The 23662-nt window shown below is 53.3% G+C and carries 24 protein-coding genes and 2 tRNA genes; 1 reads left to right on the top strand and 25 read right to left on the bottom strand.

The window, feature by feature from the left end:
* Nucleotides 1–362 precede the first annotated feature (362 nt).
* From MTC_RS11470 to MTC_RS11360, 24 genes are all read right to left on the bottom strand, one after another.
* Nucleotides 363–434: transfer RNA gene (locus MTC_RS11470), tRNA-Ala, on the bottom strand.
* A gap of 58 nt (nucleotides 435–492) precedes the next feature.
* Nucleotides 493–3309, bottom strand: coding sequence for a leucine--tRNA ligase (gene leuS / locus MTC_RS11465; RefSeq protein ID WP_014406862.1), 2817 nt, complete (start codon nucleotides 3307–3309; stop codon nucleotides 493–495).
* A 63-nt stretch (nucleotides 3310–3372) separates the two neighbouring features.
* Nucleotides 3373–4191 (bottom strand): hypothetical protein, encoded by an 819-nt coding sequence (locus MTC_RS11460; RefSeq protein ID WP_014406861.1) that lies wholly within the window; start codon nucleotides 4189–4191, stop codon nucleotides 3373–3375.
* Between the two features lie 37 nt (nucleotides 4192–4228).
* Nucleotides 4229–5125, bottom strand: coding sequence for a tetratricopeptide repeat protein (locus tag MTC_RS11455; RefSeq protein ID WP_048189393.1), 897 nt, complete (start codon nucleotides 5123–5125; stop codon nucleotides 4229–4231).
* A gap of 41 nt (nucleotides 5126–5166) precedes the next feature.
* Nucleotides 5167–5934, bottom strand: a complete 768-nt coding sequence (locus MTC_RS11450; RefSeq protein ID WP_014406859.1) for an ABC transporter ATP-binding protein — start codon at nucleotides 5932–5934, stop codon at nucleotides 5167–5169.
* Between the two features lie 11 nt (nucleotides 5935–5945).
* On the bottom strand, nucleotides 5946–7088 hold the full coding sequence (locus tag MTC_RS11445; protein WP_014406858.1) for a FecCD family ABC transporter permease: 1143 nt from the start codon (nucleotides 7086–7088) through the stop codon (nucleotides 5946–5948).
* Between the two features lie 94 nt (nucleotides 7089–7182).
* Nucleotides 7183–8196, bottom strand: a complete 1014-nt coding sequence (locus tag MTC_RS11440) for an ABC transporter substrate-binding protein (RefSeq protein WP_014406857.1) — start codon at nucleotides 8194–8196, stop codon at nucleotides 7183–7185.
* A gap of 168 nt (nucleotides 8197–8364) precedes the next feature.
* Nucleotides 8365–9615 carry a tetratricopeptide repeat protein gene (locus tag MTC_RS11435; RefSeq protein ID WP_014406856.1) on the bottom strand — a complete coding sequence of 417 codons (1251 nt, stop codon included), beginning with the start codon at nucleotides 9613–9615 and terminating at the stop codon, nucleotides 8365–8367.
* A 459-nt stretch (nucleotides 9616–10074) separates the two neighbouring features.
* A complete protein-coding gene (locus MTC_RS13410; RefSeq protein ID WP_158308522.1) occupies nucleotides 10075–10389 on the bottom strand; it encodes a hypothetical protein in 315 nt (104 codons plus the stop codon).
* Nucleotides 10390–10639: 250 nt separating this feature from the next.
* Nucleotides 10640–11899 (bottom strand): GAF domain-containing sensor histidine kinase, encoded by a 1260-nt coding sequence (locus tag MTC_RS11430; protein ID WP_014406854.1) that lies wholly within the window; start codon nucleotides 11897–11899, stop codon nucleotides 10640–10642.
* 75 nt (nucleotides 11900–11974) lie between these two features.
* Complete coding sequence (locus MTC_RS11425; protein WP_014406853.1) at nucleotides 11975–13687, bottom strand: glutamate--tRNA ligase; 1713 nt, start codon at nucleotides 13685–13687, stop codon at nucleotides 11975–11977.
* Between the two features lie 33 nt (nucleotides 13688–13720).
* Nucleotides 13721–15058, bottom strand: coding sequence for an RNase J family beta-CASP ribonuclease (locus MTC_RS11420; RefSeq protein WP_014406852.1), 1338 nt, complete (start codon nucleotides 15056–15058; stop codon nucleotides 13721–13723).
* A 40-nt stretch (nucleotides 15059–15098) separates the two neighbouring features.
* On the bottom strand, nucleotides 15099–16172 hold the full coding sequence (gene fni / locus MTC_RS11415; protein ID WP_014406851.1) for a type 2 isopentenyl-diphosphate Delta-isomerase: 1074 nt from the start codon (nucleotides 16170–16172) through the stop codon (nucleotides 15099–15101).
* A 3-nt stretch (nucleotides 16173–16175) separates the two neighbouring features.
* A complete protein-coding gene (locus tag MTC_RS11410) occupies nucleotides 16176–16940 on the bottom strand; it encodes an isopentenyl phosphate kinase (protein ID WP_014406850.1) in 765 nt (254 codons plus the stop codon).
* On the bottom strand, nucleotides 16937–17836 hold the full coding sequence (locus MTC_RS11405; RefSeq protein ID WP_014406849.1) for a mevalonate kinase: 900 nt from the start codon (nucleotides 17834–17836) through the stop codon (nucleotides 16937–16939). Before MTC_RS11405 ends, MTC_RS11410 begins: the two co-directional genes overlap by 4 nt.
* Before the next feature lie 4 nt (nucleotides 17837–17840).
* Nucleotides 17841–18635 carry an MEMO1 family protein gene (locus tag MTC_RS11400; RefSeq protein ID WP_014406848.1) on the bottom strand — a complete coding sequence of 265 codons (795 nt, stop codon included), beginning with the start codon at nucleotides 18633–18635 and terminating at the stop codon, nucleotides 17841–17843.
* 12 nt (nucleotides 18636–18647) lie between these two features.
* Nucleotides 18648–19283: a 30S ribosomal protein S2 gene (rpsB, locus tag MTC_RS11395; protein WP_014406847.1), complete on the bottom strand. Its 636-nt coding sequence runs from the start codon at nucleotides 19281–19283 to the stop codon at nucleotides 18648–18650.
* Between the two features lie 20 nt (nucleotides 19284–19303).
* Nucleotides 19304–20551 (bottom strand): phosphopyruvate hydratase, encoded by a 1248-nt coding sequence (gene eno / locus MTC_RS11390; RefSeq protein ID WP_014406846.1) that lies wholly within the window; start codon nucleotides 20549–20551, stop codon nucleotides 19304–19306.
* Nucleotides 20552–20576: 25 nt separating this feature from the next.
* Nucleotides 20577–20789 carry a DNA-directed RNA polymerase subunit K gene (locus MTC_RS11385; protein WP_048189675.1) on the bottom strand — a complete coding sequence of 71 codons (213 nt, stop codon included), beginning with the start codon at nucleotides 20787–20789 and terminating at the stop codon, nucleotides 20577–20579.
* A 157-nt stretch (nucleotides 20790–20946) separates the two neighbouring features.
* Nucleotides 20947–21024 (bottom strand) — tRNA-Pro (locus tag MTC_RS11380).
* Nucleotides 21025–21035: 11 nt separating this feature from the next.
* Entirely contained in the window at nucleotides 21036–21251 is a 216-nt protein-coding gene (locus tag MTC_RS11375; RefSeq protein ID WP_014406844.1) for a DNA-directed RNA polymerase subunit N, read from the bottom strand.
* A gap of 71 nt (nucleotides 21252–21322) precedes the next feature.
* Nucleotides 21323–21727: a 30S ribosomal protein S9 gene (locus MTC_RS11370; protein ID WP_014406843.1), complete on the bottom strand. Its 405-nt coding sequence runs from the start codon at nucleotides 21725–21727 to the stop codon at nucleotides 21323–21325.
* Between the two features lie 9 nt (nucleotides 21728–21736).
* Nucleotides 21737–22156 carry a 50S ribosomal protein L13 gene (locus MTC_RS11365; RefSeq protein ID WP_014406842.1) on the bottom strand — a complete coding sequence of 140 codons (420 nt, stop codon included), beginning with the start codon at nucleotides 22154–22156 and terminating at the stop codon, nucleotides 21737–21739.
* Nucleotides 22157–22168: 12 nt separating this feature from the next.
* Nucleotides 22169–22531 (bottom strand): 50S ribosomal protein L18e, encoded by a 363-nt coding sequence (locus tag MTC_RS11360; RefSeq protein WP_014406841.1) that lies wholly within the window; start codon nucleotides 22529–22531, stop codon nucleotides 22169–22171.
* 262 nt (nucleotides 22532–22793) lie between these two features.
* Between MTC_RS11360 and MTC_RS11355 the strand changes: the two genes are divergently transcribed.
* On the top strand, nucleotides 22794–23324 hold the full coding sequence (locus tag MTC_RS11355; RefSeq protein WP_048189674.1) for a DUF5817 domain-containing protein: 531 nt from the start codon (nucleotides 22794–22796) through the stop codon (nucleotides 23322–23324).
* On the opposite strand, the gene MTC_RS11350 is transcribed toward MTC_RS11355, so the two are convergent.
* Entirely contained in the window at nucleotides 23325–23555 is a 231-nt protein-coding gene (locus tag MTC_RS11350) for an Lrp/AsnC family transcriptional regulator (protein ID WP_014406839.1), read from the bottom strand.
* Nucleotides 23556–23662: the final 107 nt, after the last annotated feature.

Here is a 23662-nt window from a genome sequence, read left to right as displayed (position 1 = left end):
TTTTACTAAGTTGTGTAATAATCGGAATATATCCTTTGTGATTGTTGTAGATAAGGGTTTTAGATATTACACCACGGCCTCAAAGATGGGAATTATATATTATTCTAATAACAATTAACTACCTTAATTAGCACTAAAATAGGGTATTTAGAGCCTAAATATATGTATAAATCAAATATAACCACTGTATTTTCAAATAAGTTCAATATAAACTAGGATGCCAATTTTTCCTGATGTCAATTCGATCGGGGTGCAAGCCCGGCCCCGACATCGGAGAACCCAAAACGCCGAGTAGCCCCGCATCAGCGGGGCGTCGACCCGCTAGGAAGAAACAACAAACTCAAGCTATTATTTATAGACAGTGGACACGTCGGGAATTGAACCCGAGGCCTCTTCCATGCCAAGGAAGCGATCTACCCCTGATCTACGTGCCCAACAGCAGCACTTCATAGTTATTCCTGGAATATATACCTAACGGTGCCAGGCGGCACACTATGATTGAATGAATATGGCAGGACGGCCGGGGATGGCGTGCTTCCTCTTACCCTGCGGGTCAAACTCAGAGTTAATGTGGACGTTCATGCCTATCTCGCTGGCTATAAAGTCCTTAGCCTCGTTAAGGACGGCGGCCTCGTCTACTCCACTCGGGACAAGCCGCTCGCTGACCACCTTCTGCACGTACCGGCTGACCTCCTTGCCATGCTTCCGCATTTCCGGGTCAGCCATCACGGCCTTCATGGCATCGCCCATGTTCTTGCCAGTCGCAAGCTGCAAAGCCTTATACTTCCACTCCTCAGAGGTGTAGATATAGGCATCCTTGGCCTCGGAAAGGTTAGCAACCGTGATGATCTCCTGGATGTCCTCTATCACCTTACGGAGGAAGTCCTCAGACCTCTCTATCGTCTCATCGGCTATCTTCTTCTCATCCCAGGTGGGATACGGCGCCTTCGCTATGAATCCGCTTCCGCCCAGCTTCTCCCATATCTCTTCGCAAATGTGGGGGGTGAAAGGAGCGAGAATCTTGGTCTGAGCCTCTATAAACCAGGATATTATCCTTCTATTCGGCACCGGAGACCTGCGTATATACCACCTCAGGTAGCGCTGCATGTCGAAATAGCCACGCTGGATGGCAGTCCTGAAGTTCATGGCATCCATGGCCTCCCTGGTGAGCTTTATCGACTTAGTGGCCACGGATTCGAGCCAACGGTCTATGTACTTCACATCATCCCGGCCCTTGCCATAGTTCTCGATGGCGAAGTCGTACCACTGCGCCAGCTTAGACCAGGCCGTCCTGGCGAACTCGCTATCCCAGTTCGGGTCCTCCAGGCCCTCCCCGCCATACATGAGCGTGAGCCTCGTGGCATCAGCGCCATACATGTCGAGGACCTGCCTGAGGGTATAGACGTTACCCCTACTCGACGACATCTTCTGCCCGTCAAGCTGTAGAAAGCCGTTGACGCTCATGCCTCTCGGCCAATGCCTCTCCGGGAAAATGGCAGTATGATTAAAAATGCAGAAAGACAGATGATTCTGCACCAGGTCCTTACCGCTACACCTCATATCAAAGGGATACCAGTACTCAAACTCGTCCCTCATCTTCAGTATCAAGCCTTGCTCGATGCCGGTCTTTTTAGAGACCTCGTCAGCGGTGCCCTTCCCCAGGAACACGAAGTCGAAGAACTCGTCGGATAGCTGCTCTGGCCTAATCCCCAGCGCCGGGTCCTGAAGGTATTTTGAGATGGTATAGTAGGCCATATAAATGGTGGAGTCTGAGAGGGACTCGATGACCCACCGCTTATCCCAGGGAAGCTCTGTCCCGAGGCCATACTCCCTGGTACACGCCCAGTCCTTCAGCCAGTCCAGCACGTATTCGAACTGCTTGCGCACCTTATCAGGGTATAGCGCCATCGCATCCAGCGCCTTATGCGCCTGGGCCTTCCAGATAGGGTTACTATAGTTCAAGAACCACTGGTCAGATACGATTTTTACCACACACTTAGTTAGGCAGCGGCAGACTACCTGCTGGGGGAGCTCGTAGAATATGGCTGCTTTGCCGCTATGGACGAAATCGCTTACCAGCTCCAGCTTGGCATCCATGACCTTACGGCCCGCGTACTTGCCGCAATTTTCATTCAAGACTCCTGTGTGGAACTCTTTTTTGTATATCTCCTTAGTGGCTTCCTCAAGCTTCGGGTCGTCCTGGCCCTTGATGTTCATCCGCTCCACTATCTCCTTCGCAGGGAACTTCCCGAAGCCCTCTATGGTTATAAGGGGGATGAGCTTGATGCCGCTTATGACGTCAGGGGTAAGCCCAAACCTGGCCGGGTCATTCTCGATGTCACGGAGGGCGGCGTAGTCGTAGGGCGCGTGGGCGGGAACGGACATGACGACTCCAGTGCCTACGGCAGGGTCCACGAAGACGGCCGGCAATATGGGCACTTCCATGCCAGTCACCTGGTTAAGCACCATCTTACCAATCAAATCCCTGCCCCGAACCTCCTCGATGAAGCTGGCCACATACTTCTGGTTGGCCAGCTTATCCAGGGTCTCCTTTGAGACCAGCCACTCCTCGTCGTTCACCTTTGCCCTTATGTAAGTTACGTCGGGGTTCAGCCATAGATTGGTGACGCCATAGGCCGTCTCAGGCCTGTAGGTGCCACACGGCAGGATTGTCTCGCCAAGCCTGAACTTGATGAGGTATATCTCCTCGGGGGTTACGCCCTCGCCTTCGAGGCGCCCATGGTCGCCAACCGGCGACTTACAGTGCGGGCACCACACGACGGGGTGTTCGCCCATGACCACGTAGCCCCCTTCCTTTAGCTTCCTGAACTGCCACTTAATGAAAGAGTCATAGTGCGGGTTAAGCGAAGTGGTGATGAAAGCCCTGGACCAGTCGATGGCGGCGCCCACTCTTTTTAGGTCCTCCCTCGTCGCCTTGGAGAAGTACTGGGTCCAGTAGACGGGGTCGGCAAACTTAGGTATCTCCTCCTCGGGTATCCCCGCCCTCTTGAGTATTTCTATCTGCTTCTTCTCTCCTTCAGCTATCCTCTCGGCGGCCGCCACTATCGGGGTGCCCGTACAGTGGAAGGCGAACGGGAAGAGGACGTTAAAGCCCTGCATGAGCTTATAGCGGGCGAGCACTTCCGCCCTCAGGCCGCTGAAAGCCCTTCCAATATGGAAATACCCATTCATGTATGGATACGGGTACGTAACGAAGTACTTCGGCTTTCCCGGCTCCACGGACGGCTCGAAGGCCTTTGTTTCCTCGTAACGCTTTTGCCACTTATTTTCTATCGCCCTAAAATCCATTATGACACCCCTAAAGGCCCTATGTGTTCGCAGTATTATTGCGGTATGTCCCTATAAGGCTTTTCATAAAACGAGGCCGTGCAGCCACATGATGCCGCTCACGTAGTCGCCCTTTCTTAGTTTTTCGTTTAGCACGTTTTGCGTGACACACATATGGATTTCTATGGCCGAGTCGGCGCTGGCCCGGAGAGGCACCTCAACGGCCCGGGCCTTGCCGCCTAACGCTTCAAATTCCAGGACTTCCTTTACTATTCCCCTAAAAACGTAGTCATCGACGTCGCCGTTCTCATACTGGATGGCCAGATCGTTGTCTGACGCGTCCCCCGCCCTTGCGAGCACGTATGCTATGCCCGAGAGCGCCACTTTGACCTCTTTTCCTGGATAATAAAGATTCTTATTCTTAAAGTACATCACGTCAAAAAAAGACAGCGTCGAGCCTTTTGTGAATATCTCTAGCTGGCCCTCGTAGCCGTTACGGCACTCGGTGATGCCTGTAATCCTGGCTTCCAAGGGCTTTCCTAGATTGAAAAATGGGTATGTGCACAGCTTATCCCCGTTCTTAGTGATCGTGATGAGCCTCAGGGGTGGGGGGCCGGAAATGTAAGCGGATACAGCCGTTTCCCCATAAAAGACGGTCTTTTTACCCCGCACATGCCTCATCGCTTCTGCCTCAAGGGCAGATGCCTCCTCATCGCTTGCCGCGAATACTCGCATGTGGCCGGTGTGGTTGACGTCCGCCTTAATATGGTCTGGCTTATGTGAGCATTCGGCTCGTGGTGCCGTCTCGACTTCGGTGCCATCTAAGGGGAAGGCTTCGGGCAATTCGATAGGTAGCCCTGCTTTCTTATTGCCGCCAATTACGCTCTTTAGCAGGTTAAACATCGATAAGGCCCCCTATATACTATATGTGGACCGCTAATTAAGCTTTCTTAGCGTGCGGAGCCTTCTCGTGGAGCTCATCGTATATGGCAAGTATCCAGTATTTTGCGACGTTCGCCCCCTGGTCGTCGCCAATCTGCCTGGCGATGGTCAACGCAAGCTCGTAGCACTCCAGGGCACGCTTCAGGTCGCCAAGCGTGCGATAGGTGAAGCCGAGGTTATTATAGACCACGCGGAGCCCGTACTTATCGTCGATCTCCTCTGCGTACTTTCTCGCCTCCTCGAACAGCCTCAGCGCCTCCTCATGGTTTCCCATGTTATTGTATACGCTGCCCAGGTTATTCAAGCATACCCGCCGGCCATACTTATCGTCGATCTGCCTGGACACCTCGTACGAGTCCTCGAAAAACTTTACAGAGCCTTTATAGTCCCCTAAGTTATTGTGCGCCACGCCGACGTTGCAGAGGCTCGTCGCCATCCATTCCATGTTTTCTGACTCCAGGGCTGCCTTAAGGGCGCTGGAATACGATTCGAGCGCTTTATCATACTTTCCCGTCCTCGTGTAAACGTTCCCGATGGCATTAAGCATGGAGGCTATCCATCCCTTATCGCCGGCTTCCTCCGCGACCTCCAGCGCCTTCTGAAACAATTCCAGGGCCCTATCATATTTCCCCATATCCATACAAATGATGCCCTTATACTTTATAACATAAAAGACGTCATAGTCCTCGGTTAGCAGCGCGTTATTCAAGTTCAAGTAGGCGTCCTTCGAGAAATTAAAATAGTATAGGAGCACCCCCCCAAAGAAGTGATAGTAAGGGTCGTTGCCTTCGAGCTCGGCACGCCTTTGCTCGATGCGGAGCAGGTTTTCCGCGCCCCTGAACTTGCCTCGTCGGCGCTGGCTCTCTATCTCTTCCATCATCTCTTTTAGGCTCATACCATGTTTTTATATATCATGTATTGATAAAATTAAGACGTTCATTTTGCGCGGATCGGTACGATGTACCTGCCATAATCGCTTTCTATGATGAACGTCTCAACACCGTACACGTCGTTTATGTTTTGTATGGTGAGGACGTCTTCGGGCTTGCCATAGGCGTAAAGGCGGCCACGGTTCATCATGGCGACCCTGTCAGAATACCTCAAGGCGAGGTTGAGGTCATGAAGGGCCACTATCATGGAAGCGTTCTTTTCGTATGTGAGCCGCCGGGTTATCTCCAGCACCTCAATCTGGTGCTTAAGGTCCAGGTTGCTGGTGGGCTCGTCCAGCAGGTATAGCTGCGGCTCCTGTGCAAGCGTCCTGGCTATGTACACCTTTTGTTTTTCCCCGCCACTCAGCTCGTCCATGAACTTCCCCGCCATGTGGGCTATACCCATCATGTCCAGCGCCCGCTGGACGACGTCAAGGTCCTTTTGCGTGACGCGCCACCTGATGTGAGGCTTTCTTCCGAGCAGGACTGTCTCCATGACGTTGGAGAAGAACAGGTAGTGAAAGTTTTGCGGAACATAGCCAACTAGCTTCGCTATCTCGTTGAGGTCAATGCTCGAGATGTCACGCCCGTCCAGGTAGACCTTGCCCGTGGACGGCTTTAGGACCTGTGCAATACACTTTATGATGGAGCTCTTTCCGGAGCCATTAGGCCCCACTATGCTGAGCACCTCCCCGGGTCCAACCTCGAAGGACACGCCGTCCACAGCCTTATACTTCCCATATTCAACCCCGACGTTGTCCAGCCTTATCCTCACGCCCTTCACCCCTAATAGATGTGGCTTTCCTTGCCCCTCAAGATGAGGTAGAGGAAAAACACGCCTCCTATGATGTACATGATTATGCCCACCGGTATCTCAATCGGGCTCATGATGGTCCGGGCAAAAGTGTCGGAGACCGTTAGTATTATTGCGCCCATGAGGGCGGAGCACGGTATGAGGTACCTGTGATCGTTGCCTATTAGCATGCGGCAGATGTGTGGCGCCATAAGCCCGATAAAGCCGATTACGCCCGTGAATGCCAGGCAGCTAGAAGCGGCGAGCGTCGTGATGAACAGGCAGAGCAGCCTCAGGCGCTCCACCCTGATGCCCAGGCTTTTCGCTATATCGTCGCCCGCGGCCAGCGCGTTCAGGTTCCAGGCCATAAGCCACATGGCGGCCATGCAGAAGATGGTAATCGGGGCGAGGATGATGATGGTATCCCAGCTTGCGCTCCACATCCCGCCCATGAGCCATACCACGAGGTCCTTAAGCTTCTCATTGTTGGATACATATTTCAGGACGAGAACGCCAGCCTGGAATATGTATCCTATGACGACGCCTGAGAGTATTAGCGTGGCCTGGCTCGTCCCCCTCATCCTGGATACGCCATATATTAGCGCCATGCTCGCGCATCCGAATGCGAAGGCGCTGATGACCACTGAAGAGTCGCCTGGAATGAATGGAAGGGCGATGTATACGCCCATGACTATCATGAGCGCCGCCCCAAAAGATGAGGCCGAGGCGAGGCCTAGCGTGAAGGGGCTTACGAGCGGGTTTCTGAGGATGCCCTGCATGACCACCCCGGCCACGGCGAGGCTCATGCCCGTCAGGATTGCCAGGAGAATGCGGGGCGCGCGCATGTTAACCACGATGACGCTCGCGATGTCGCTGTGTGGAGCCATCACTGGAATGCGGTATCCACAGGGGATAAAATGGTCAAAAAAGGCCAGGATTCCATTGATAAGGGTGGATAGCGCCCCGCCGAGAGATAGGCCGACGTCTTCCAGGCTAACGCTGGCCGAGCCTGCCGTAATGGAATAAATAGAAGCGGCCACCAATAAAGCGATAAGGGCCAGGAGCAAGCTTATCTTTTTTGCATAGCCTTCCCTGTATATCTCGCTTACTATCGTCTCCCTGGCCAGTGAGTCCACACTTCACACCCCATAGTAAAACCCTTAAATATACATTAGGATGCTAAAAAGAGTTTTCCATATAAGAGAAGGCATGGTGTGGCACATGCCTTCTCTAAGGTATGGGATATATATAGATGTCCTTGTTAGCCCCTGGCACGAACTTTTCCGCATAGGCGTCGAGCGCTTTTTGCGGGTCCACGTCAGCGAACCGGTCGGGGTGTAATATTTTAGCCATATATAATAAACCCATGAATCCCTTCGGGCCGAAAGCCACGGTGGTGGACATGACGTATACCCTGCCGTCCTTGACGGCCCTAACCTGTGACATGCCTGTCCTGTTTTCCACCATTGCGATGACGCCCTTCATGTAGTCCTCTGACTTTACGTAGCCCACGTTTCTCACTATGACCTGTGGGTTGCTCCGGACTATCCACTCGGCGCTGACCTCCGGGTACTGTTGCGTCTCGTTGCCCGCTATGTTATTGCCGCCCGCCATCCTTATAAGGGTGTCGCCTCCCGAGCCCATGCCGGCCGACGTTATCTTCGTCCTGTTCTGCTCCCAGTAGACGGTCGGCTTCTCGCTTTCGGTTAGATTAGCGGTCCTATCCTTCACGATGTTCATATAGTTCTCTATGAAGCCCGCATACGCCGAGGCGTTCTTTTCCTCGCCCACGAGTACGCCCATGGTCCTTATGTCCGAGGTAAGGTTGTCCATCTTGTAGCAGTCTAGAGCCACGAGCGTTATGTTTGCCGCCTGGAACTGTTTGAGGTTCTTTGGCTTCCAGCTTGCATATGAGATGACCACGTCTGGCGTGAGGGCTATTATGTCCTCGATGCTCGGGTTGTCCCATACCCCTACGCTGGTGACGTTGCCCAGGTTGGCGGCCATGAGGGGCGTGTTCGCGACCGTGTTCGTTATGCCCACTATCTTGTCTTTAGCCCCTAGCGCTATGAGGACTTCTGCGCAGTCCGAGTTCGTGACTATTATCCTTTCCGCAGCCCTGGGCAGCGTGATGACCTTGCCCGTCGAGTCAATTATCGTTATCTGCTGGTTCGCCGGGGTTGTCGTTGGCGATGCCGTTGGGCTTGTGCAGCCCGATAGGCCTGCCGCCAATACCAAAACCATGCAGAATATCAAGCAAGCTAGACGTTTGTTATAAATATGATATACCTCCATTCGGGGAGCAACCGCCCCCTATTTGAAGGTATAATATGCATGGGATGATACTAATAATTTATCTATATTTCATATTAAGTGTGAATTGTGAATTCATGCCGCATAACGTTAGGCGGATCACTTCTTCTTAGCCTTATTGCCCCTCTTTCCATCCTTAACTTTCGGCTTCTTTTTTATCTTCATGGCTTTAGCTTTCTTTTTTGGCCGATTCACCGATGCAAGCTTAGCCGTACCCTTCTCGATCCCTTCCAGAGTATCGACGATGCCCAGCATACTCTCTGCCAGCGTTTCGCCAGGGGCGGCCTCGAGTATCTCTTCCAGCTCAGTCCTGGCGAGGCTATAAAGGCCCAGCTCAATGTATAGCTTTGCGAGGTCGTATCGCGTATCAATGTCGTCCGGGTTTAGGTTGAGGGCTTCGATAAACTCTTTTATCGCGTCCCCTATCGAGCCGACCTGAAGATAGCCAATGGCGAGGTTATGGTGGGCATCAGGGCTATCAGGGCTGATTTTTACGGCCTCTTGTAGCAGGCCTATGGCTTCTCCGTTCTCCTCCTTTTCAAAGTGAATGCTCGCGGATATAAAATAAGCGTCAATATCACGCGGGTCAAGCTTGATGGCCTCCTCTAATTCCGCCAGTGCCCTATTCGTCTCGCCTTTTTCCATTAAGATGATGCCAAGGCTATGGTGATATTCCGCATCGCACGGGTCCAGCCTTACGGCCTCTTCACACTCCTTTATCGCCTCATCCAGTTCCCCGATGAGGGACAGCGTATTTCCCATGGTGCTGTGGACCAGCGCCTCATCTGGCTTTAGCCTTATGGCCTCCCTTAGCTCTTTGGCTGCATCCTCGAACTCCATGGAGAGCACATGGGTAGACCCCATCTTAAAATGGGCTTCCCAGCTGTCAGGCTCTATGCGTAAAGCCTCCCTGTATTCGCTTTTTGCATTCTCATATTCATCTTCCGAAGCGTATATGTCCCCAAGGTATAGGCGCGAATAAAAGTTGTCAGGCTCAATTTTTAAGACCTCTTTAAATTCACGCTTTGCATCCGCGTATTTTTGCATGTAAAGGTATGTCAGCGCCAATGATAATCGGGATTCTATGGAGTGCGGGTCTATCGCCAGCGCTTCGTTAAACTTTTTCAGCGATGCGTTGAGGTCGCCTTTGGCGAGATACGCCAATCCCAGGCCCAGATATGCGGGCTCGTATTTTATATCTTTTTTAAGTATTTCCTCGAAATCGGCTATCGCCTCGTCAATGCTGCCTTCAATCATATGTGATTGGGCGGCTTTAAATATGCCAGAAACGTCCTCATTTCCATGTGAAGTGTTTTTTTGGCCTGTTCTTTTTGAGTCTCCTTTTGCCATGAAAAAACCTTTATTTAAGGTAGGTGTACGTATTATATAAAAATTTGTTATAATGTTTTGTTTGTTTTTTTGTTATCTGAATGTTTGGCGTATGGTGGGCATTTATCGGTGATTTGCCCTGATTTCGCTGATTCCACAATTATTTTGGCTTTTACTCTCTAGCAAAAAAGCCATAATTTAATAAATATATATTTATTAATATATTGTTTGACAAATATTCTTGGCCATACCCATTGGCGTATGTGAGAGGCGGAGCACGTAGATGATGGCGAAAGTCGTCGAAAAGGGCATGATATTATTAGTAGCGCTTATGGCTGCTTTTAGCCATATAGCTCCTGCAGCCATGTCCCAGGCGATAGGCGTTTGCGTAATAACGGGAACGATTACCGTGGATGGCGTGCCGACTGGCGGCGTCTCAGTAACTGGAGGAGGCCAGCAAACCTCCACATTTCCGAATGGCTATTTTATTCTCACGCTTAGCACGGGTATCGAGACGGAAGTGGTCGCTTCGTATAATGGCTCATCTGCCTCATCTGGCAGGTTTGTCACATCCATGGGCTCGAAGCAGATTAACCTGAACATTGATTTGCCTGCACCGTCTCCCACCCCTACTCCTACTCCCACACCCACTCCTACGCCTACACCAACGCCCACCCCATCTCCTAATAGTACAGTAACGCCTACGCCTTCACCTACCCCAACCCCTGCTCCCACTCCCACCCCAACGCCAGAGCCAACTCCAACCTCCACTCCCGCCCCAACACCCGTGCCCACGCGATCACCGACACAACAACCTATAAAACCCACCACAACAAGCGCCCAAACAACCTATCCAACAACTACGCCCACACAAGCGCCAACACAGACGCCAAACGCCACAACAAAAGAAAAAATAAGCTCCAGTGAAACCCCAACACCAGTGCCAACTACACAAAAAACACAAGCACCAGGCTACACAGCACTACTAACAATAGCAGGGATAACAACCATCGCCATAATAACCAGAAAAAGAAAAAGATAAAACCTAGCGATAGACAGGCTCAACCTCAGGAATCACAGCAGCCTCAATGGCAGGCAACACAACCCTAAAAACGCTACCCCTCCTATAGTCACCAGGAACCCTGTTCTCCACCATTATAGAGCCCCCCATCCTATCGACTATCAGCTTAACGAGAAACAAAGGCAAAGCCTTCCCATGCGCCTGACTAACGCCAAAATGAAAATCGAAAAGCTCCTCCTTCACGTCATCAGGAATGGCCTGCGAATCATCAATGACCGACACGATATAAAAGGGCTGCCTGTCAACGTGCACCTTACCCACACTAATATCAATTACCGCATCGCCACGAGAACACATTATCGCGTTATTAACCAGCGTATAAAAAACGTCTTTCAGCAATATCGTACCATTCACAACGCGGCCCATCTCCGGAGCGTAATGAATGCCCACGTTCTTCGTCTCAGGCCACTCCACTTCTTTTATGGCATCCTGGATGAGCGAGTCCAGGTCCATCGTCTCGATGGGTAGGTCCTCGTTCAGCGTGTGATATAGGACCCTCACGTTATCGACAATAGTCTCGCTCTCCCTCAGGTCCCGCTTCACGCCTTCAATGGTATCCTTCACGTCCCTGTCCAGGTCGGGTATCGACAGCACGCTATCCAGGTCCTCATGCATGACCTTATTTAAATTCTTAAGGTCGTGCTCGATTATATCCAGATACATGCAAGCCTGGGCATTCAAGTCATCATTAATCTCGCACATTCGCGAGATGACTATGGCAGAAGCGCACCTCTCTGCGGCCACGTTTAATATCTTAAGCTCCATCTCGCTGAATGGATGCGTGCCCTTCCAGCCAAGCTGGAGGACGCCGACGGGCTCGCCGCCATAAAGCAGGGGCACGCCCAGCATTGAGCGGATGCCGGCGCTCTTAATATATGGGCTTATAACGATGGGGTCCACCCGGGCGTCATGCACGTACAGGTGCTCCTTTGTCTCCGCGATCTTGCCCGCGAACCCCTGGCCTATGGGCTCTATAAAACCCTCCGCCGTCTCCCACCCCTCGCCAAAGCCCATTATGGCGGCCAGGTTTTTATCCTCTCTAAGCAAAATCGTAATAAAATCCGCATTTAAATTGCCTCTCAACGTCTGCAGGACATCATAGAGCTGCTCTTCAGCATGCCGGGCCCGTGCCCCGCTCATGCCGATTTCCAGCACCATGTTCACGATTTCACTCGCCTTATTGAGCTGCTCCTGCAAGCCCCCATCTTCATGCTTTCCCATCATACCGGCCATCACTCAGTTACCATAAATCCGTGTAAATATAAAAACGCATAGCGAAATTTGGCCGATAAATGGGATTTAAGGGTGCGTATAATAGGCGACCACGACTCTATTGATAGAGTCTATCCTACAAAACGCGAACCTCTCAAACTGGACGACGTTGTTAAGCTCGTTATGCACCCCACGCTCAGCTACGCCATGGTACTCCCTATCCGGGCCCAGGACTCTGACGGGCAGGCCATCTACCGGCGCCCAGTGTATTATCCTGGCGCCCTGCTTCAAAACAGAAAGGTCATTGCCGACATACTCTGCCTCGAATGGCTCCATTGAGGTAAGCCTTACATTATATAAATCCTTAAGGCGTATGATGTCGCCCACCCTGAAAGCGTTCTTATCGGCCAGGGTAACCAGCACTTCTGGGTTCTCATCGACATGTATTTCCCTGAAGCCGCGGGCATGGTCGAGCGGGTGCAGCGGAGCCTTCGCAGTCGTTTGCGGGGCACCCTTAACCCTCAAGGCAACAGGGTCATTCACGAAGAAATAGCGGTTCGCCTTAGCGTCTACTATCTTCCTGTTCTCGGCGTAGAGCGTCTCCATGCTAAACTCGATATCGGTCTCCGTCACGCCCATGTTCACCATGACATTCCTGATCGCCTCTGGCTCGAACCCCCTCCTCTTGAGGGCAGCCACCGTGGGCAGCCTCGGGTCATCCCAGCCGGTGTATTCCCCGGCCTCTATGCCTTTCTTCATGACGCTTGTGGAAAACTTGCCGAAGCCGAGCAGCCTCACCCTCCCCCAGTGGTAAACCTTCGGGTACTCCCACCCTAAATACTTATATACATAGCGCTGCTTATCGGCGGTCTTCATGAGGTCCTTACCGCGGATTATGTGGGTGACGCCCAAAAAGTGGTCTTCCATAGCAGACTCAAAGTCTAGCATGGGCCACACCAGGTATTTTTTGCCCACGCGCGGGTGCTCCTCCCTAACTATGCGGAAAGCCACCCAGTCTCGTAAGGCTGGGTCCTTATGCCTTATATCCGTCTTTATCCGGAGCACAACCTTCTCCTCGAAATCCCCGTTAAGCATGGCCCGCCAGTTCTTCATGTTCTCCTCAGGGAGAGCGTCCCGGTGCGGGCACGGCTCGCCCTTATCCTTAAGCTCCTTGAAGGTATCGTGATCGCAGAAGCAAACGTAAGCCTTGCCCATCTCGATGAGCTTCTCAGCGTACTCGTAGTAAAGCGGAAGCCTATCGGATGCGATGACCACCTTATCAGGCGGGCAGCCCAGCCACTTCGCCTGGTCCACGTACCACTGGTAGGCCTCTAGCATGGGTTTTTTAATGGACGGGTCCGTGTCGTCGAACCGCATAATGAAGACGCCATCGTACATCCGGGCGTACTCGTAGTTGACGATTATGCCGCGGGCGTTGCCCAGCGATGGAGGCCCATTCGGGTTCGGGGCGATCCTCAAGGTGACCTTCTGCCCTGGCTTTACATTCGAAATATCCAGTTCTGGCAGCCCCCTCCTTGTTTCTTTTTTAACGTGAAGCTCCTCGATGAGCTCCGGAGCGATGGATTCTAGCTCTGACTTTACCTCATCATTTGTCATCTGTCCGATCTCTGCCAGGGCTTTCTGGATGATAGGCATTAATTCCTTTGCCTGTGCCTTCAATTCAGGATGCGTGCCCATTAGCTTACCCATGACCGCCCCTGCCTGGGGGGCTTTACCATACTTGTAGGCGTTCTGAAGCGCCAGCTTTCTGGCGATAAGCTCTATTTCCCGGGTATCCATGTAATGATGCTCCATACAACATGATGACTACCCTTAAAGGGTAAGCTCCTGTCCATTTCGCAGGATGTGCGCAGTCTGCCCGAACTCATAGCCCGTGTCCTCGGCCATGTCGATATAGGCGGTGTGCATGTGCATGTTGCCGTGGGCAGGTATGACGTGCTCTGGCTTGACCATCCTTAAAAGCTCCCAGTGGTCCTCCTTGTATGCGTGCCCGGAAACGTGCACGTTATCATAGATACGGGCGCCCCTCATCCTCAGCTTGGTCTCGCAGGCATAACGGTTCGCCTGGTTGAGCATGTTAGGTATGACGTTCGCCGAGAATATCACCTTGTCGCCATTCTCCAGCTTGAAGTCCAGCTCTCCGCTCGCTATCCTTCCCAGGATGGCGTCAGGCTCTCCCTGGTGGCCCGTCACGATGGGGAGGTACTTATCCTTGCCCTCTTTCATTATCTGCTTCACCGCCTTCTCGATGGAGCGGCGATAGCCGAATATCTGTAAGTTATCGGGCTTTTCCACATAGCCCATCTTAATGGCCGTACCGTAGTACCTCTCCATGCTGCTGCCAAGAAGCACAGGCGTGCGGTCCATTTTCTCGGCCGCCTCGATTATGGATTTCAGCCTGGCGATATGCGATGAGAAGGTCGTCACGAGCACGCCGCTCTCGGTCTCCTCGGTGCCCAGCAGGGCATCCCAGACCATATCCCTGGCTATCTGCTCGGAGGGCGTCTTGCCCGAGCGGTCCACGTTTGTGCTCTCGGTGATCATGGCCAGCACCCCCTCCTTGCCGAGCTGCTTGAGCCTCTTGAAGTCGGGAACATCGCCTAACGTGGGCGTCCGGTCTATCTTGAAGTCACACGCATAAAGTATGATGCCATGCGGCGTATGCAGCGCCGCGAAGGCGCAGTCCACTATGCTATGCTGCACCCTGATAAGCTCGACAGATAGGTTCCTCGAGAGATCGTGGATCTTCCCGCAGTCCAGCGGTATCAGCTTGTTGGCCACCTCGAACTTCCTCTCTGACTCGATCTCCTGCCTTATAAGCTCCGTGGTGAACGGCGTCGATATTATCGGACACTTATACCTGTGCGCCAGCTTTGGCACCGCGCCGATATGGTCAAGGTGGCCATGGGTGCAGACTATGCCCACGACGTTTGCGTCCACGTTATTCAGGACCTTATCGTCAGGTATCGCTCCCATCTTTATAAGGTCCAGCGAATGCAGCTTCTCTATCTCTGTCTCCTCATGGATCTGGATCCGGTCCAGCCGTATGCCCATATCCATGATGACTATCTCTTTACCAACACGTATGGCGGTCATGTTCCGGCCTACTTCCTCGTAGCCGCCGACCGCTATTATTCCAACATCTCTCATTGATTAGCACCTTTTTATTGGCCTAAAAAGGCCTTTACCTCTAGCGCTGGGCGAAGGCCTTCCAGTTAAACCCTCTCGCCTCCAGCGCGTCCCTCGTTTTCCCCGAGATTATAATCGGGGCACGCCTGATCTCCTCCGGCGTCCTGGAGCCGGTAAGGAACATCACGGCCTTTAGCTCCTCTATGTACAATTCAAGCGTTCTCTTCACTTTCTCGGAGCTTATCCTTGCGGCAGACACGAGCGGCAGCGCCACGCTGCTCATGGACGCGCCCAATGCCAGCGCTTTCGCCACCATGACGCCATCCCTTATGCCGCCCGTCGCTATCAAAGGAAGCCCGATGTCAGCCTCGACGATGCTCACGGCGGTAGGGATGCCCCAATCCCAGAACTTTATCCCCAGGTGCTCGCTAATGCTGTCCTGCTCCATGCGTGCCCTGAAGACCTCCACGCCCGCCCAGCTCGTGCCGCCTCTGCCGCCCACGTCAAGGGCCGCTACGCCGGCCTTTTTCAGCATATAGGCGTCGCCATGGCAGATGCCCGCGCCGCTCTCTTTCACGATAACCGGCACTGACAGGCCTTCTGCGATTGCCGCAATCCTGTCTATGATGCCCCTGGCATCTACCTCTCCTTCGGGCTGTATCGCCTCCTGAAGGAAGTTCAGGTGAATCGCCATGGCATCGGCGTCGATCATGCTTACCGCACGCTCGATGTCCTCTATGGTATACTCGGATAGCTGGGGCGCGCCAATGTTGCCGTATATGAACGCGTGGGGCGCCTTATCCCGCACTATCCGGTAAGTGTCCTCCAGCTTTGGGTCCTCGAGCGCCGCCCTCTGGCTGCCCACGCCCATGCCCAGCCCCAGCTCCTCGGCCGCCATCGCCAGGTTCGCGTTCACTTCCATCGTGCATGGATGGCCGCCGGTCATTGAAGCTATCATCAGCGGAGCGTTGAACCTGTGGCCTAAGAAAGTGGTGCTGGTTGAAATCTCGGACTTATTTATTTCAGGAAGGCACCGGTGTATGAATTCGATGTCTTCGAACCCGCTGCCCTTCGATTCCACGTTTTCCCTGGTACAGATGTCCAGGTGCTCCATCTTTCTCTTCGAGGTCACCATACTTCAGTCTCCGCTTATGAGTGTGCCTTCAGCCAGGTCATCCCTCAAGAATTTCACGATGTTGCCCGGCTTTTCCGCATTGAATACGACCGAGGGTATGCCCTCCCCGGCCAACGCCATCAGCTCTGCTATTTTACCGTACATGCCCCCCGTAACGTCTACTCCTACTGAGCCAGATAGGATGCTTTCAACTTCCCTTATGTTTGCTGGCTTGAGCTCCCTTATTACGCTGCCATTCCTTAAGACTCCATCCACGTTGGTGCCGATGCCCACCCTGTCTGCTTTAAGAGCCCTGGCGAGGTAAGCCACGAGCTGGTCGCCAGATAGGATGCCCACGCCTTTTGCCGTGTCCATGACTACGTCGCCATGAAGCACCGGGACGATTTCCGCGCGCAGCATCCTCGTTATGGCCTCCATGCACATGTGCTCTATCCTTCCATTGTTGAGAATACAATTAGAAAGCGGGTGCACCGGCAGCGCGTCCACGCCGCTCATCTGCAGGGCGTCCACGACCATCGCGTTTAAAGATTTAACTGCGTTGTGCGTCGGCAGTATGCCTTTTATGCTCCAGTCGTTAAGCCCATCTTTCAGCCGGTATTCCTTCGCCTGGTGGTGCCCGAAGGAGCCCGCCCCATGGACCAAAACCAGCCGCGGGCTAAGCGCCTCGCTCACCTCCCTCGCGACGCGCGCGATGGCCTCTGGCTTCGCCGCCGATACTTTATTCTTGTCCGTCAGCACGCTGCCGCCAATCTTGAGTATTATCGTCATTTGATGATCAACCCCTCGGACGTCGAGCGAGTTATAAAACTATCCCCATATGAGCGGCCAATTGCCGTGGCGATCTCTTTACATTTCTTCTCGTCACAGATGGCCACCATGCATCCTCCTCCTCCGGCGCCGGTGACCTTGGCGCCATACGCGCCGTGCTGTCGTGCGGCGTGGATCTGTAAGGATAGCTCCGGGATAGTGATGCCTAAAGCGTCAAGAAGCCCCTGGTTGACGTTCATGAGCTCGCCTATCGAACGATAATCATTCTTTTTTATTAAATCCTCGCCCCTGACAGAGATGCAGCCTATGGAATCCATGATGCCGCCTATTACGTCGGGATATTTTTCCTTTAGCGCCCTCACCCTGGCGACCATCCTGGCGGTTGATTTCGAGATTCCCGTGTGCCCGACCACGATGCCGCAGCTTATGGGCGGCAGCACTTTCCTGTCGGGCACGATGACAGTGCCCCCCATGGTCGAGACGAACGTGTCCGTCGGGCTCGCCGCCCCCTGAACCTCAAGCTCTGTCTGGTATGCCATGAGGGCTATCTCTTCCTTTCTAAGGCCCACCTGAAACTCCTCGTTAAGCGCCCCAATTGTGGCGACGGTGACCGCCGCCGACGACCCCAGGCCGGACGCGATGGGTATGGTGGAAGAGACCTTTACGCTCAAATTTTTTATATCAACGTATTGCTGCACTTTTTTTATAGCCATCTTAATATAGGGGTTTTTATCCGGGTCGTCCTTGAAAGCGGAATGGATGTGTATGCCATTGCCGCCCCGGTTGACCTCGACCTCCGTACGGAGGTCTATGGCGCATGCGATGGCCCGCTTACCGTAGACGACCGCGTGCTCGCCAAATAAGAAGACCTTGCCAGGAGCCGAACAGATCGTCATGGTACTACCCGGTCACTACCAGCCCGGCATATCCAACAACTTCACGGTCGCCGGTAACGTCGCCACTCGTGGCATAGGCTAGAAGCTCAGCCCTTTTTGCCCCCATGCGCTTGCAGCATAGCATCATGGCGGCTATAGGGCCGTAGCCGCAGCAGGTGGCACTTAATCTTGCTATCTCATCATAAAAGCCCACCACGTCTAGCTTCTCAATCCGCTCGATAAGCCTGCTATCCTTCCTCTTAGCCGCCTCGACCGGCTCGTAATGGGAGAAATCGCTGGATGCCACGATCACCGCCTTCTTCGGATACTTCTCTAAGGCCATCATCAGCTCGTTCGCCACTTCGCTGACGGTCTCGTAGTCCTGCAGCCCTATCGCAATCGGCACTATCCTGAAGCCCTCGAAAAAGTATTGAAGGAAAGGGACTTGAACCTCCAGGGAGTGCTCACGGCTATGCGCTATCTCATCACGGTCTATGATGCCCGGGGGCAGCAGCTCGATGAAATCATGGGCTACATCCACGACGCCAAGCGGCGTCTTCCACGGCTCGGTGGACACCGCTATTGCGGAGCCTTCCCACCCATGCCTCGGCCCAAGAATGATGAAGGTTTGCGCGCCCTCTATAGAGGCATAAACCCTGGCAGCTACGCCGCCTGAATATGCGTAGCCAGCGTGCGGCACCACGACGCCCATAGCATCTATCTTTGGCGTGGGCTGCCTCGGCGCAAGGCTTGCTATCTGTTGGCGTAACGCCTCTTTGCTTCCCGGGTAAAACATGCCCGCGACCGCAGGATTCCTCATGTCAATATATCCTTATATCTCTGACTCGAAATCGTTGACGGTATAGTTGAATCCCTGCTCGCCGCGCTCTCGTATGACCTCCCTTGCCAGGAGCCAGTACACGAGAGCGAGAGCTTTCCTGCCCTTGTTGTTCGTCGGTATCACCAGGTCGATGTCGGTGGTCATGTTGTTCGTGTCGCACATGGCCACGACGGGCACGCCAATCTTGATGGCCTCGTTGACGGCCTGGATGTCGCCGATGGGGTCCGTGACGACCACGACGTCCGGCTCGGTGAAGAACATGTACTCCGGGTTGGTCATGGTGCCCGGTATGAACCTTCCCACGATATCCTTGGCCCCGATTGCCCTGGCGAACATCTCCGCCGGGTGCTGGCCATACTGCCTTGCGCACACGACCAGAATGTTCGACGGCTCATAGCGTGAAAGGAATTTGGCCGCCGCCCTTATGCGCTCATCCGTGCTCTGGACGTCCAGGACGTACAGCCCATCGTTCCTGACGCGGTATATGAAGCGCTTCATGTCCTCAGTCTTTTGCTGCGTACCGATGTGCACTCCCGCAGCAAGGTACTCATCCATCGGTATCAATGACTGGTAGCTCTCATCCCTTATCTCTCTTATTTCCGGTTTTTCTACAGCTTTATCTGCCATTTTTCTATCTCCTATACTGATTAAAATAAATCCTCTGTCATCCTGTCGTTGCCAATGTCCTCTCCGATCCTTATGAGCTCGTTCAGCTTGGCGATCCTTTCGCCGCCCACGACGCCCGTCTTCAGCATCTCGCAGCCGAACGCGACCGCCAGGTGTGCTATCGTGTTGTCGGTCGTCTCGCCGCTCCTGTGCGACATGATGGCCTTATAGCCATACCGCTTCGCCAGGGCTATGGCGTTATACGTGTCCGTGACCGTGCCTATCTGGTTTGGCTTTATCAATGCTGCGTTTGCGGCGAACTTCTCGATGCCCTCCTCTATTCGCTTGACGTTGGTGACGAAAAGGTCATCACCGCATATAATACATCTATCGCCAGCCTTCTCGGTCAGATCGGCAAACCCATCGAAGTCGTTCTCATGGAGAGGGTCTTCCACGTAAAATAGGTCATATTCATCTATCAGGCCCGCGATGTACTCGACCTGCTCCTCTGCCGTACGCATCGCATCCTTATAGACGTAGGCTTTTTTCTCTTCATCCCATAGCTCGGAAGCCGCCACGTCCACGCCAAGCCTGACCTCGAACCCCAGCTCGTCGGATGCCTCCTTGACGGCCCTGCTGACCACCTCAAAGGCCATTGAGTCCCTGACCTGGGGCGCCCAGCCGCCCTCGTCGCCCTTTCCGCAAAAGACGCCTTCGTCTGCCAGTATCTTTTTTACCCGCTTATGGACCAGCGCGTTGCCGTACACCGCCTCATCGATCGTCTCTGCGCCGACAGATGAGACGAGGAACTCCTGGATGTCGGTCGCGCCAGGCGCGTGCGCCCCTCCACCTAGCACGTTGCCCAGCGGATAAGGCATGCGCGGATACGCGCCGCCGAGATACCTGTACAGGTAGCGCTCCAGCGGCTCTCCCGGGCCAACGCGGAAAAGCGCGTTCGAAGCCGCCTTTGCCACGGCCATGGAGACGGCTACAGACGTGTTGCCTCCGATATTGCTAAAATTGCTCGTCCCGTCGACCTCGTGCAGAAGCATGTCTATGTGCTCCTGGTCTTCCGCGTCCTCGCCGATGAGCTGCTCAACGACCTCGTTCTCAAGCTTAGCTATTGCGTCATCGACCGGTATGGCCACCGCCTCATAGGTGCCCTTGGACGCCCCGGCAGGCGCCGCGGCCCTCCCGAAGCCATCGTCCAGGTAGACCTCGACTTCTATCGTCGGGTTGCCACGGCTGTCGAAAATTTTCCTCCCGATGATGTCCTCGATTATCGTCAAAACCATGTCCTCCCATTATGAAAAATCATCCAGAAGATTCGGAAGATTCGGCCTCTCGCCGGTAGGATTTATTCGTCCTCTTAACGGTGATGGGTATGAGGCCGCGCTCCAGTTCGGCCAGCGCCACCTCGATAGGCTCGACACTCTTGACGTCCTTGATGAGGACAGGCGCCCCCATGGATATCTGTAGAGCCCTCGCCCCGACGATACGCGCACGCTCATAGCGTGTATAACTCATAGTCTTATCAGCCACATTCACTTGTTTAGCGCTCAAGCTAATACCCCTCGCAATTTACTGAGAAATGAAATGTGATGTTCATTATCCGGTGAAGTGCGTTCATTTTCCCAAGCGTCCCGTTGGGTGGTCTCAAGCTATGCTTTTTCATAAAGATATATGGTGGGATCGCTGAGATTTGAACTCAGGTTTCCGCGTCCCGAACGCGAAAGGATGGACCAGGCTACCCCACGATCCCGTATATCCTTATCACTGGTATGGTGCCAGGACGTCGACCAGCTCGACGTGCGATAGCAGCATGCGCCTGCAGCAGTATCGCTCTACGCCCAGGTCGTCGAGGATGTCGCCGACCCTGAGCTGTTCACCCTTCGGCAGGGTCCTCTTACGCTCCTCTACCCGTGCGCGGTATTCTTCCCACACGTTCGATATGACCTTCCCGCAGGTGAAACATCTAACCGGTATCATTTTTCGTGCTCCAATTTTAAATTTAACTCATTGGAAGTATTTGAATATACCTCCAATGATAGCATTTATACTTAACGGTACGATTTCTGGAACTTTGCCCTCGCGCCCGTCCCGCCATAGTGCTTGGGCTCCTTTGCCCTGATGTCGTTGACGAGAAGCGTCCTATCATGGCTCAGGTAGGCGTCGCGAAGCGCCATGTCATTGGTCCAGTTGACTAGTCCCCTGGCGATGGCACACCTCGCCGCTTCTGCTTGCCCCATGATGCCCCCGCCACGTATATCGACATCGATGTCAAGCTGGCTCGCTATCTCGCTGCCCGCAAGGATGAGGGGCTCTGAGATCTTGAGCCTTATGATTTCCGGCTGGACGAGAGCTAATGGCACCTTGTTTATCCTGACGATACCCGTGCCCTTCCTTACCGTGGCGCGTGCAATCGCAGTCTTCCTCTTTCCGCTTGTAGTAATGACCTTGACCATGCTCTCACCTTAAAACTTGGCTCCTAGCTGCTTCGAGAGCTCGCCTAGCTCCATGTACCTGTATGAGCTCAGGCGGGCCGCGCTCGCCTTTTCAAGCGTCACTGCCTGCTGGCCCTGGACATCGGACGGCGTGCCGATGTACACCCTAAGGCGGGCCATCGCGTCCTTCCCGCGCTGCGCCTTGTAGGGCAGCATACCACGGATCGTCCTCCTTATGATGGCGTCCGGCCTTTTCGGGTAGTATGGCCCCTTTTCCCTGGTACCACGGTCCACAGCCTGCTTGTACTCCCTAAACGTGCTGGCCTTCGACCCTGAAAGGATGGCCTTCTCCGCGTTTATGATAGTTACCTCTTCGCCCTGTAGCAGCTTTTTTGCGACTATGCTGGACAGCCTGCCGACGATAAGTCCTTGAGCGTTAATCAATACCATGGTTCGTCCTCCTCACTTGATGATGCGGACTCCCTTGCCCGCCGGGTTTGCCTGCATGAGCTGCTCGATGGTCATGCACTTGCCATTGGCAGTATTTATGATATCCTCAGCGGCGACGCTGAAGTTGAGCGCTGCCACAGTTACAGGGTGGTCCAGTTTTCCCGTGCCCAATACTTTTCCCGGTACTAAAACGACCTCGTTCTCTTTCGTGTGGCGGTTGATCTTGCTCACGTTGACCGCCGCATAGTTCCTTGCCGGCTTTTCGAGCCTCTCAGCAATATCCCTCCAGAGGGAGACCTTTTGCTCCCGTGACTGTGCCTTGAGGTCGAAAATGAGCTTCGTTATCCTTGGGTTTGTTTTCTTTAAAGCTTTCATTTCGTATCCTCCGTAAGGCCATTTGGCCTGACTCACGCGCAGGGCGCGTTCGGGCTTTGCCCATTCGCCGGATGGCCTGCAGCCACCCTACGGTTCGATGCCACTATTTTTATAATGACGGTGGTCTCATAATGCAATTCTCTCATATTTAGTTTTCGGTGATTTAAAGGTCTAAAAAGTTTTTTAAATCGTTGCCGGGTCGAATAGTTTTATTTTACCGGTATCGTTAAATTTTTTATACCCGTAGGGCTATTCTATGAATATGTCCAGGTTTGCCCTCGTCGTTTGCCCCCATTGCAGGAATCCTTTCATTATAGAGCCTGGCCCCAGGATAGTGTCGTGCAGGAATTGCAATAAGCGGCTGGAGGCTGCAAGGCTAAAAGTCTTCTTTTCCTCCGATAATTTCCAGGAGGTACAGGCGGCCCGTGCATCAGTTGTGGCGGGCTTATCTGGAGACTCGGCTGGGTTCGAGGAGGCGGCTCCGAGGCTGGGGAGGGATGTAATGGAGCGCATAGGGGAGCGCTTGCAGGAACGGCGATTCATAGAAGATAAGCGCAGGGTTAACGAAAAGATGGAAGAAGAGGCACGGCAGACGAGAAAGAAAGGGCAGCAGGCAATCCTCAGGGAGGCGTTCGAGGAGCTATCAGAAAAGGGGGACGTCGCCATAGAGGAATATTGGGCGAAAGTCTCCTTTCATGGCATAGACCGCCTCAAGTTCGACCAATGGGTGGAAAAGATGGTAGAAACTGGTGTGGCATACTCGCCAAAATACGGGTTTTTAAGGAAAAGCTAGCTAAAGCTCGGCGCCGATTATGGTCTTGGTGGAGGTAACCATCTCACTCTCTCTTATCGTATCCACGGCCTTATTGATCTCGGACAGGCTCCCCACGTCTATTATGGCGATAAAATCATACTCCCCAAAGACGTGAAAAACTTCTCGGACGCCGGGGACTTTTGTTATCTCGTTATATGCAGCCTTTTCCTCCCCTGGTATGACCGTTATCATCGTAACTCCAATAACCATACTGATACCATTTTAGAAACGCCCTGGAATTATTTAGAGTTATCCCTTACAATGGCAAAGTATAATATTAAAGACTATATCTTAGCCTACAGGCATATTGGGTGATA

The organism is Methanocella conradii HZ254 (assembly GCF_000251105.1).
In the GTDB taxonomy this organism is placed as follows: domain Archaea; phylum Halobacteriota; class Methanocellia; order Methanocellales; family Methanocellaceae; genus Methanocella; species Methanocella conradii.
The sequence above is the reverse complement of the archived record's forward strand: the minus strand, read 5'-3'. Positions and strand labels throughout refer to the sequence as shown.

Bases quoted from the DNA above. Each gene is read 5' to 3' on its own strand.
- MTC_RS11430 (WP_014406854.1), bottom strand. From the start codon at position 11,899: ATGATGGGAAAGCATGAAGATGGGGGCTTGCAGGAGCAGCTCAATAAG.
- MTC_RS11435 (WP_014406856.1), bottom strand. From the start codon at position 9,615: ATGGCAAAAGGAGACTCAAAAAGAACAGGCCAAAAAAACACTTCACAT.
- MTC_RS11455 (WP_048189393.1), bottom strand. From the start codon at position 5,125: ATGAGCCTAAAAGAGATGATGGAAGAGATAGAGAGCCAGCGCCGACGA.
- MTC_RS11400 (WP_014406848.1), bottom strand. From the start codon at position 18,635: ATGAGGAATCCTGCGGTCGCGGGCATGTTTTACCCGGGAAGCAAAGAG.
- MTC_RS11375 (WP_014406844.1), bottom strand. From the start codon at position 21,251: ATGATACCGGTTAGATGTTTCACCTGCGGGAAGGTCATATCGAACGTG.
- MTC_RS11355 (WP_048189674.1), top strand. From the start codon at position 22,794: ATGTCCAGGTTTGCCCTCGTCGTTTGCCCCCATTGCAGGAATCCTTTC.
- fni (WP_014406851.1), bottom strand. From the start codon at position 16,172: ATGGTGACCTCGAAGAGAAAGATGGAGCACCTGGACATCTGTACCAGG.
- MTC_RS11425 (WP_014406853.1), bottom strand. From the start codon at position 13,687: ATGGATACCCGGGAAATAGAGCTTATCGCCAGAAAGCTGGCGCTTCAG.
- MTC_RS11460 (WP_014406861.1), bottom strand. From the start codon at position 4,191: ATGTTTAACCTGCTAAAGAGCGTAATTGGCGGCAATAAGAAAGCAGGG.
- MTC_RS11350 (WP_014406839.1), bottom strand. From the start codon at position 23,555: ATGGTTATTGGAGTTACGATGATAACGGTCATACCAGGGGAGGAAAAG.
- MTC_RS11360 (WP_014406841.1), bottom strand. From the start codon at position 22,531: ATGAAAGCTTTAAAGAAAACAAACCCAAGGATAACGAAGCTCATTTTC.
- MTC_RS11405 (WP_014406849.1), bottom strand. From the start codon at position 17,836: ATGACGATCTGTTCGGCTCCTGGCAAGGTCTTCTTATTTGGCGAGCAC.
- MTC_RS11440 (WP_014406857.1), bottom strand. From the start codon at position 8,196: ATGGTTTTGGTATTGGCGGCAGGCCTATCGGGCTGCACAAGCCCAACG.
- rpsB (WP_014406847.1), bottom strand. From the start codon at position 19,283: ATGGCAGATAAAGCTGTAGAAAAACCGGAAATAAGAGAGATAAGGGAT.
- MTC_RS11410 (WP_014406850.1), bottom strand. From the start codon at position 16,940: ATGACGATAATACTCAAGATTGGCGGCAGCGTGCTGACGGACAAGAAT.
- MTC_RS11370 (WP_014406843.1), bottom strand. From the start codon at position 21,727: ATGGTCAAGGTCATTACTACAAGCGGAAAGAGGAAGACTGCGATTGCA.
- MTC_RS11365 (WP_014406842.1), bottom strand. From the start codon at position 22,156: ATGGTATTGATTAACGCTCAAGGACTTATCGTCGGCAGGCTGTCCAGC.
- MTC_RS11385 (WP_048189675.1), bottom strand. From the start codon at position 20,789: ATGAGTTATACACGCTATGAGCGTGCGCGTATCGTCGGGGCGAGGGCT.
- MTC_RS11420 (WP_014406852.1), bottom strand. From the start codon at position 15,058: ATGAGAGATGTTGGAATAATAGCGGTCGGCGGCTACGAGGAAGTAGGC.
- leuS (WP_014406862.1), bottom strand. From the start codon at position 3,309: ATGGATTTTAGGGCGATAGAAAATAAGTGGCAAAAGCGTTACGAGGAA.